Below are 9435 nucleotides of genomic sequence, written 5' to 3'. Positions count from 1 at the left end.
GAGCCGTGTGAGGTGAAAGTCTCATGCACGGTTCTGAATGGGAGGGGGAGAAGGCGACTTCTCTCTCGACCCCTAATTGCGAGTTGGACGTCCCCGACCACCGCCCCCCGCGATGGCGGGCGGAGCGGGTCGAGCCGGGGGAAACGGGCGACAAATTCGACCGTCGCGCGGATAATAGTCGAGATGAGCGTGAAAGTGTCTTGGTAAGGGATTGGTCAGCATTAACCCAATGGTCTCAGGATGCCGTCGGTTCGGCCGAAGTTCAGGTGCAGACTCGGCTGCGGGGGAATCATCTGCACGTTTTGTGCGAAGCGCCCCGGTGTCCCCCGGAAAAGCGGGTGGTGTCCGACTTTGAACGGGCCCTGGAGCGCACCCGCCTGGAATCACTCCTCCCCCCCGATGCCCCCAAAATTTACAAAATCTTCCTCTGCGGCCGTTCCGCCGGTGCCAAACGCCCGGACTGGACGGTTAAATTGGAATACCCCGCATCCGAACCGGACGACTCCCCCCGGGCGGAAGAACTCCCCGGGGAATCCAACCCCCTGCTGAAGTGGTTCGCTCCTCGCAAAGCCGAAGCCGAGCCGATGTCCCCCGCCCCGGCGGCGGAATCCGTCATTTTGACCCCCGTGCGGGAAGCGTCCGAGGAGGAGAGTCAACCCCCGGCCACCCCGGAACCCGCGCCGCCGTCACCGCCCGCCACCCCCGCTCTGGCCGTCTCCACCGAAAATCTGGCCCGCCGCGGCAACCCGGACGCGATCGCCCGCGTCCTCAGCGAGATCCTCGGGGGGCTGGGGGTGAGCGTCCAAGTCAACATCCGGGGCGACCGGCGGGGCAAATCGGCCGGACGGCGGCTGTGGGTGCTGTGCGAATCGGCCTACAGCCCCGACCCGTCCCTGCTGGCCGAACCCATCGCCGGACGGCTGCGGGAATTGCAACTCGAAGACTTCCGCGACGCCTGCATCCTCCTGCAAGTTCGCGGGGAAACCACCCCCGACTGGATGCTGCGGATCGACCTCACCCCCCCCGATCGCATCCTCCGGGACTGGGCGCGGTGGGGGGACGACGAGGCGATCGCCCGGCTGCTGAATCAAAACCTCGCCGAGCGCCACATCCAGGTGCGGGCCACCCGCAAAGAATCCACCCTGCACCTGTTCTGCCACCGAGCCCGGGAACCCGAAAAGCGCCGCCGCCGGAAGGCACCGGACAAATCGACGGTCCTCAAAGCCCTACAACCGCTTTTAGACGCGATCGCGCCCCAGGGCATCCGGGCGGCCACCCTCTACGGTCTGGAACTGCGGGCGGACGGCCAGGAGGCCGAAACCCCCGTCTGGATCGACTGGCTCAACCTGCCGGCGTTCGGACACCCCGACCTGCAAACCCCCACCGCCACCCGGGCGGCTCGGGGGGATATCGACGCCCTGAAATTCCTGCTGGAACGGCTGATCAACCCCGATCTGGACGCGAAGCTGGCGACGGGGGGAATTCGGATTTTGGCCCTCCGCAAGGGGAAGCTCCTCCACGTCATGAGCGAGGCCCCCACCTGCCCCTCCCAGTCCCGGGTCGCCCTCCCCATCGCCCGGTTCCTGCGATCGCTCGAAATCGAAGGAATCGCCGGTGTCCGCATTTACGGCCGTCGGGCCGGACAGAAATATCCCCTCTGGCGCTACGGCATCGCCCTGAAACCCGCCCCGGCCGAACCGACGGATTTCCCCACGGAAGAGACGTTCGCGCCCTCCGAGGCGGCGGGGACTCCGGGACGGGCGGGGCAGTTGGTTTGGTCTCCGGCCATCCACCTCGACCGGGGAGACGAACCGTTTGCCGTCGAATCCGACACCCTGCCCAAACTGCACCGCCTGGCGGGGTTCCTCCAACAAGGCCTGATCGCCACCGGGTTGTTCGCCACTCCGGCGGGGGGGGCGGTGGCGGAGACTTCGCGATCGCGCCACTATTTGAAGATAGGATTGGCCGCGGCCTGTTCGGCGGTGGGGTTGCTGCTGGTCTGGCAGGGCGATCGTCTCCTGGGAGCGGGCCTGGACTCCATCGCCGAACTGCCCGCCCCGACGGTTCCCCAAACGACAGAAGCGCTGGAAGTTTCCGCCGTCGCCGAGAACCGCCAGACGGGTTGGCTGTCCGGTTTGCAGGCTTTGGCACTCAATTCGGAACCGCCCCCCGACTCCGACGGTGCCTTCAACGCCTCCGGGTTTACGGCCCGCCCCGGGAACGATGCGGCGATCGCGGCTGAGTGTAAAGAGGGAGAAGAAACCTCTTCCAAATGTCGCTTATCCCGATTCCTCTACCCCACGTTCAGAAGTCAGCAACTCGACGAACAACTCGCCCGCTACCAACACTATATCGCCACCCACAAGCGCCCCCCAGATATTTTAATTATCGGCAGTTCCCGCGCCCTGCGCGGGGTCGATCCGGAGGTTTTGGAACGGGGGTTAATTGAGCCAGGTCATCGGCCTTTGAAGGTGTTCAATTTCGGCGTCAACGGGGCGACGGTGAAGGTGGTGGATTTAATTATCCGGCGCATTTTGCCGCCGGAACAACTGCCCCAATTGATCGTTATCGCCGACGGCGTGCGGGCCCTCAACAGCGGCCGGGAAGATCGCACCTACGAGGCGATTTCCACTTCTGAAGGCTACCAACAAATCAGCCAGGGTACGTTTGAAATTGTCGCGCCCCCCGAGTTGGAAGCGCCCCCCACCCTGCAAGAAACGTTGCTGGAATTGGCGGCGACGGCCCTGAAAGGACAGTTGAATTTGGATCGACTCGGGGAGGCGACTCAGGAGCAAATTTCCCGGGCTTCGGGAGCCTACGCACGGCGCGATCGCCTGAAAGCCATCTTGCAAGCGATCGCCAACGGCCGCGCCTTCCAACCCCCAAAACAGACGGCTGACGTGACAGAAACCGGGGGAGACAATCAGAATGAATCGCCCCGATTTGAAGCGAACGGTTTTTTGCCCCTGTCTGTCCGGTTCGACCCCGAAACCTACTATCAAAATCATCCCACGGTTTCGGGATATTATGACGGAGATTATCAAGGATTTGAATTGGAAGGAAAACAAACCCAGGCGTTAAAAAATACGGTCGCCTACGTCCAATCCTTTCAAATTCCGGTGGTGTTCGTGAATATGCCCCTGACGGAGGAATATTTGGACCCGGTTCGCAGTGCCTACGAGGAAAAATTCCGCGACCACATGGAAGCGGTGGCCGCAGAAACTGGGCTGGTATTCGTCGATTTGACATCCAGGTGGCTTCGGAACTATGATTATTTTTCCGACCCCAGCCACCTCAACCAATACGGTGCGGTGGCCGTCTCCGAACACCTGGCGACGGTGAAGACCATTCCCTGGCCGGGGGGTGGGGAATAGGGGATAGGGAATGGGGAATGGGGAATGGGGAAGAATTGACCATTTTTAATTCTATAATTTCAGCTTGAAAAACGCGAGAATAACCATCAAAATATCATCGAAAACTGAGGGTTAAGACTGATAATGCCACTGACTCAAACGCTGCAATTTTTGTTGGATGAAGCCATCCACGACCAGAAGGTTCCGGGGGCGGTTTTGTATTTGGGAACGCCCGATCGCCACTACGAAATTGCCTCGGGAATTGCTAATCAAAAAAAGCGCCGCTCCATCAAACCCCGCGATCGCTTCCGGATCGCCAGCATCAGCAAAATGTTCGTGGCGACGGTGGTTTTACAATTGCATGAAGAAGAAGAATTGGATTTGAGCGATCGCCTCCCGGACTGGCTGCCGGAGGAAATGTGCGATCGCCTGGAAAATAGCGATCGCATCTCCATCCGCCACCTGTTGAACCATACCAGCGGCTTGGATGACTATCTCGAAACGGAGGAATTTCAAGAAGCCGCCGCCGGACGAGATTACAAAGACATTTGGACTCCCCAAGAGGCGATCCGATTCGCCTACGATCTCGAATCTTTGAATCCCCCCGGGGAAGAACGTTGCTACTCCAACACCAACTATATTTTGTTGGAATTGATCGTCGAAGCGGTGACAGGAAATCCGCTGTATGTGGAAATGCGCGATCGCATCCTGGAACCAATTGGCCTGAAACATACGTTCACCGAAGCCCGAGAAACCCTTCCGGGCGGCTTCGTGGAAGGTTACGAAGATTTGGACGAAGACGGCGTTCAAGACTGCACCAGCCCACTCAATTTCGGCGCCGGTTTGGGCGACGGGGGCCTGATTTCTACCGCCCGGGATGTCGGCAAATTTGCGGAAACACTGTTCATGACCGACGACCTCCTCGACGAAGACAGCTTCGATAAAATGATCGATTGGATGGAGGATGGCGAAGGGGGTTTTTACGGCCTGGGGGTGAACAGTTGGGATACCGAAGAATGGGGCGACGTGTGGGGACACGCAGGGGGAGTCGAGGGATATTCATCGACGTTATGGCACCTTCCCGACGAAGAAATGACGGTCGTTGTTTTGACCAACGACGGCGATCGCGCCCACCCCGATGATATCGTCGAGCGGGTTCTAGAAGTGGTGATGAGGAATTAAAAATTATTAATTATTAATTATTAATTATTAATTATTAATTGTTAATTGTTCCCGATGATATCGTCGAACGGGTTCTAGAAGTCGTTTTGAGGAATTAAAAATTATTAATTGTTAATTGTTAATTATTAACTGTTAATTTTTCGTCAGAATCCGGCGCGATCGCGTACTGATTTCGGCCCCGTTCTTTAGCTTGATAAAGAGCCGCGTCGGCCCGGTCTAACAACGTTTTAATGGGGGTAATATTGTGAAAATCGGTGGCGGTGATGCCGAAGCTGAGGGTGACGTGGGAGGCGGATTTGTGGGCTTTGTGTTCCCGGTTGAGATCCGCGATCGCCGACTGCATTTTCTCGACGATGAAAACCGCCCCTTTCAAATTAGTATAAGGTAAAATAACGACAAATTCTTCGCCGCCGTAGCGAGCCAGACAGTCCGTTTCCCGGTTGATGCAACGCTGCAAAGTTTGGGCGACGGCCACCAGACAGGCATCCCCCGCCGGGTGGCCGTAGGTGTCGTTGTACTGCTTGAAATAATCGATATCGCACAAAACCAAAGAGAGCGTCATCCGTTCCCGCCGGATGCGCCGCCACTCCTGTTTGAGTCGCTCGTCGAAGTGGCGGCGGTTGGCGATTTGGGTGAGGGAGTCGGTGTTGGAGAGGCGTTCGAGTTCCTCGTTGGCTGCGTGCAAGCGCCGGTACAATTCCGACTGTTGGATCGCGATCGCCAACTGGTCGGCCACCTGTTCCAACAATGCCAGTTCCTCCGGCTTCCACCGCCGCCGTTCGCCACAGGCGTGGGCGACGATCAACCCCCAAACGATCGCCGAATTATCCTCCCCCCGCTGCACGATGGGGGCGACCATCTTGGAGAGCACGCCGATTTCCCCCATGAACTCCACCAGGCAACTCCCCCAGTCGTCCCGGGCGACATCGGGGACGATGCGCCCCCGTCCCTGCCGGTAAAAGTCGTAGCACTCGGAAGGGAAACACTCGTCTTCCCAGCACAGGGTGGCAGTGACGGGATATTCGGGCTTAACTGCCTCTTGAATGACGACCCCGGCACGGTCGGAGGTGAGTTGAAAAATAATAGCGCGGTCGGTGGCGAGCGATCGCTGGATTTCGGTGACGGCGGCGGATAGGATCGCGTCGAGTTCCAAAGTTTCTCGGATGCGTCCGGCGATCAGCCGCAGGGTGTGTTCCTGTTCAACCTGCTGTCGCAGGGCATTTTCGGCCCGTTTCAAATCGGTGATATCCCGGGCGACGACCAACACCGACGCCACCTCCCCATCCGGCCCGAGTTCCGGCGCGATGCGGGAGTAGAAGACGTGATTTCCATCCGGCAGCGACATTTCGTATTCCAGGGACTGTTCCTCTCCGGCGGCAAAGACGCGATCGATCGCCTCGTGCCAAACCGCGACCAGATCCGCCGAAAATCCCAACTCCTCGGAGGTTTTGCCCCAAAAGGCGGTATCGGGCAACCCCGCCAAACTGGCGACGGTGGGGTTGACGTACAAAAAGCGGTAGTGGCGATCGCAGCGCATGATGCAATCCGGCGAATTTTCGGCTAGGGCGCGAAACGCCTCTTCCCGCTCCCGCAGGTCATTTTCCGCCCGTTTACGGGCCGTGATGTCCCGCTGGATGCCGAAATGTCCGGCGATCCGGCCCCGGTCGTCGTAGATGCAAACGTAGTCTCCCTCGACGATCATCGGCGTGCCGTCGAATTTGCGCTCGTCGGTTTCGATTTGCAGGTGTCCGGTATCGAACAGGCGTTTCCAAACGTCCCGCCCATGTCGGGGGTTGTGTTCAAATAAATCAGCCGGAGTCCGACCCAAAAATTCCTCGCGGGTGGCACCGTATTGCGCCAGCAGGGCATCGTTGACCCGGGTCATTCTTTGATGAGTCAAAACGTAATCCAAAGCGGCTTCCACGTCATCGACTTGCTCCCAGGCGATCGCCTCGTCCAACATCATAAAAAAGAACCCGTCCAAGGATTGGGAAAAAAACAAATCGAGCAGGGCTTCCGACGCCTTCAATGCGGTTTCGAGTTGAATCCGTTCCGTCACTTCCCAAAAGATGCCCTGGGTGCCGACAATATTGCCGTCTCCGTCCCGGATGGGAGATTTCACCACCTGCACATAAATGAGCTCATCTCGATGGGGGACCCGATGTTGTTCGACGGTATCCAAAATGTGACCCGTTTCCAACACCCGGGCATCGTCGGCGGCATATTGGGCAGCCAAAACCGGGGGATAGACATCGTAGACGGTTTTGCCTAACAGATCCGCCTCGGCCATCCCGGACCATCTCACCAAAGCCGGATTGACGTAGGTGACTTTCCCCTCGCCATCTTTGCGGTACAAACATTGGGGCATGGCTTCGGCCAGGGATTGATAGCGGGAAATGCTTTGGCGGAGGGCCGCTTCCGATGCCTTGCGATCGCCGATATCTTCGATGGTACCGAGGATGCGGACGGGGTTGCCTGCCCCGTCCAGGATCGCCCGCCCTTTCGCGGCGATCCAGATGTAGTGTCCCCGTCGGTGCCGCATCCGCATTTCGCCCCGGAAGGATCGCCCGGATTCGACGGACACCTGAAATTCGCCGTAGAGCGCCCCCCGGTCGTCGGGGTGAACCCGCCCCATTTCCGCCTCGAAGCTGGTGTCGGGTTGGCGTTTGGGGTCGTGGCCGAGAATTTCCCAGTAGCGGTCCGACACCCGGACGCGATCGCTGGTCAAATCCCGGTCCCAGATTCCCTCGCCGATGCTTCGCAACACCAGGGCATATTGTTCGTGGGAGTCTTGGAGTTGCCGGTAGAGGTTGGCTTGGTGGATTGCGATCGCCAGTTGATCGGCCACCCGCCGCCCCAGATCCATTTCTTCCGGGTCCCAGGGGGTGGCTTGGTAGGGTCGGGCTAGGGTCAAACTGCCCCAAATTTCCCCGTTGACGGGGATGGGGACGAGCAACCAGGCCCCCGGAAAGGCCCGGGCCAGTTCCCGGTTGATCGGGTCGGCGACTGTCGCTGTATTGTCGATCTGCACCACCTGCAACTGTTTGAGTCGCGCCGAAAACGGGTTGCCCGCGTCGGGGATGTCGGTTTCGAGTTGCTTGGGATAGCTGCTGCCCTGATTCCGGACGATCCGATTCCGCCAGCACTGCCGTTCGGGCAAATACTGCACGATGGAGACTTCGCCCTTCAACAGGCTGGCAATTTCGACCGTCGCCGCCTCGAAGATGGCGTCCAAGTCGAGGGATTGGCGGAGGGCTTTCACCACTTCGTTGAAAGTCCGTTCTCGGCGGGACTGTTGCTTTAAGGCCCGTTCCGCCGCCTTGCGATCGCCGATATCGATGTAAACGATGGCGACACCGTAATTCGGCAGGGGGATGGGGGCCGCGCTGACGGATATCCAGGAGATCCCGCCGTCCGGACGCACGATTCCCTTTTCCACCCCGGCGACGACTCGCCCTTCCCGCAGGGCCCGCACGCTCGCATATTCGTCTCGGGGCATCGGAGTGCCGTCGGGGTGAATGATTTGCCAAACGGGGGCGTCGCAGGTGCGCCGGTCGTGTTCCGATCGCGGAATGCCCAAAATCCGCTCGGCGGCGGGGTTGGCTTCGATCAGGTTGCCCTCGGCGTCGGCGACTGACACCCCCACGGGCAGAATTTCAAATAGGGTATGGTATTTTTGTTGGCTTTCCCGCTGAGATTCTTCGAGTCGTTTGCGCTCCGTGATATCGACGGAGGTACCCACCACCCGCCGCGGTCTGCCGTCGGCTTTCCGGGTGACGACCTTGCCGCGATCGAAAATCCACTTCCAACTCCCGTCTTTCGCCAAAATCCGATATTCGCTTCGGTAGGTGGGGGTGCGTCCGCTGAAATGGTCGCGCATCTGGTCCCGGACGCGATCGCGATCGTCGGGATGAATGCGACTTTCCCATTCTCTCAAGGTATCCTCCAGTTCGCCCTCATCGTAGCCCAGCATGGCTTTCCAGCGGTGGCAAAAAAAGACTTCGCCGGTTTCGACATTCCAATCCCAAACCCCATCCCCTGCCCCCTCTAAAGCCCCCTGCCAGCGGGATAGTTCGTTGCGACTCGCTTCCAGGTGGCGTTGCATTTCCAACCGTTCTAAGGCTAATCCCATTTGGGTGGCGACGTGTCGGATGGCGTGGCGGTGGATGGGGGTCCCAACCCGGGATTTGCAGGAGTTTTGCACGATTAACAGACCCCACAGTTGGGGTTCGTCGTCGGTGGGGACGGGCGATCGCACCCACACCGGGGCGACCAACAGGGCTTGGATTTGGAGGTTTCGGAGCGATCGGATGTGGCAGGGTTCTAAGCCGCTTTTTTCGAGATCGGAAATCGCCCAGAGGTCTGGCCGGCGATCGCGATCTTTCCACCGAGTTTCTAAAGCCAACAACCAGCCATTGTCCGCCGAGGGTTCCGGGTTGGAAGGGTGGCGGAGTCCGCCGGACTCCGCCACCACCGCACCGCCATTTTGTCGCCCCCGATACATCAACACCCGATTGGCTTTGAAGCCGGCGCGGACCTGGGCGAGTCCGTAATCCAGGATACTCTCTGCGGTTTTCAGTTGATGTAAGTTTCGGGTGACATTCCCCAACCATTCCAAGATCGGTTCCAATGTAGTTACCCCTTGGGCGGACTGACTCAGTGGTGGCATTGAGTTGAACGGATTATTATCAATTGCAAATATACTATCACGGCTCTTTTTGACCGGCTATCCGCCTTGAATTTCGGGCGACTAGCATCTGCCCGCCGGAATGATTCTCCCGCTCGGTCGCGATCGCCCCGGCTTCAAGTCCGGTAAAATCGATCATTGATAATCGATAATCAAGATGGGAAATTCAGTTGAAATTTGAGGGCAAAAATTTGCAAGTTTTTTCCAAAAAAT

Annotated in this window: 3 protein-coding genes; 2 read left to right on the top strand and 1 reads right to left on the bottom strand. The window is 58.8% G+C overall.

Translation table 11 applies throughout. The features are described from left to right. Positions 1–23: 23 nt before the first annotated feature. Together LKE08_RS15530 and LKE08_RS15525 are read left to right on the top strand one after the other, a co-directional pair. On the top strand, positions 24–3374 hold the full coding sequence (locus LKE08_RS15530) for a hypothetical protein (RefSeq protein ID WP_324705150.1): 3351 nt from the start codon (positions 24–26) through the stop codon (positions 3372–3374). Between the two features lie 123 nt (positions 3375–3497). Beyond that, the gene (locus tag LKE08_RS15525; protein ID WP_324705149.1) at positions 3498–4535 is read left to right on the top strand and encodes a serine hydrolase domain-containing protein; all 1038 of its coding nucleotides are present in this window, start codon (positions 3498–3500) and stop codon (positions 4533–4535) included. A 118-nt stretch (positions 4536–4653) separates the two neighbouring features. On the opposite strand, the gene LKE08_RS15520 is transcribed toward LKE08_RS15525, so the two are convergent. Next, complete coding sequence (locus LKE08_RS15520; protein ID WP_324705148.1) at positions 4654–9204, bottom strand: PAS domain S-box protein; 4551 nt, start codon at positions 9202–9204, stop codon at positions 4654–4656. Positions 9205–9435 lie beyond the last annotated feature (231 nt).

The organism is Lyngbya sp. CCY1209, assembly GCF_035615495.1.
Lineage (GTDB): Bacteria > Cyanobacteriota > Cyanobacteriia > Cyanobacteriales > Microcoleaceae > Limnospira.
The sequence above is the reverse complement of the archived record's forward strand: the minus strand, read 5'-3'. Positions and strand labels throughout refer to the sequence as shown.

Excerpts from the sequence above, each read along its gene's own strand:
- LKE08_RS15530 (WP_324705150.1), top strand. The coding sequence starts at position 24 with ATGCACGGTTCTGAATGGGAGGGGGAGAAGGCGACTTCTCTCTCGACC.
- LKE08_RS15525 (WP_324705149.1), top strand. The coding sequence starts at position 3,498 with ATGCCACTGACTCAAACGCTGCAATTTTTGTTGGATGAAGCCATCCAC.
- LKE08_RS15520 (WP_324705148.1), bottom strand. The coding sequence starts at position 9,204 with ATGCCACCACTGAGTCAGTCCGCCCAAGGGGTAACTACATTGGAACCG.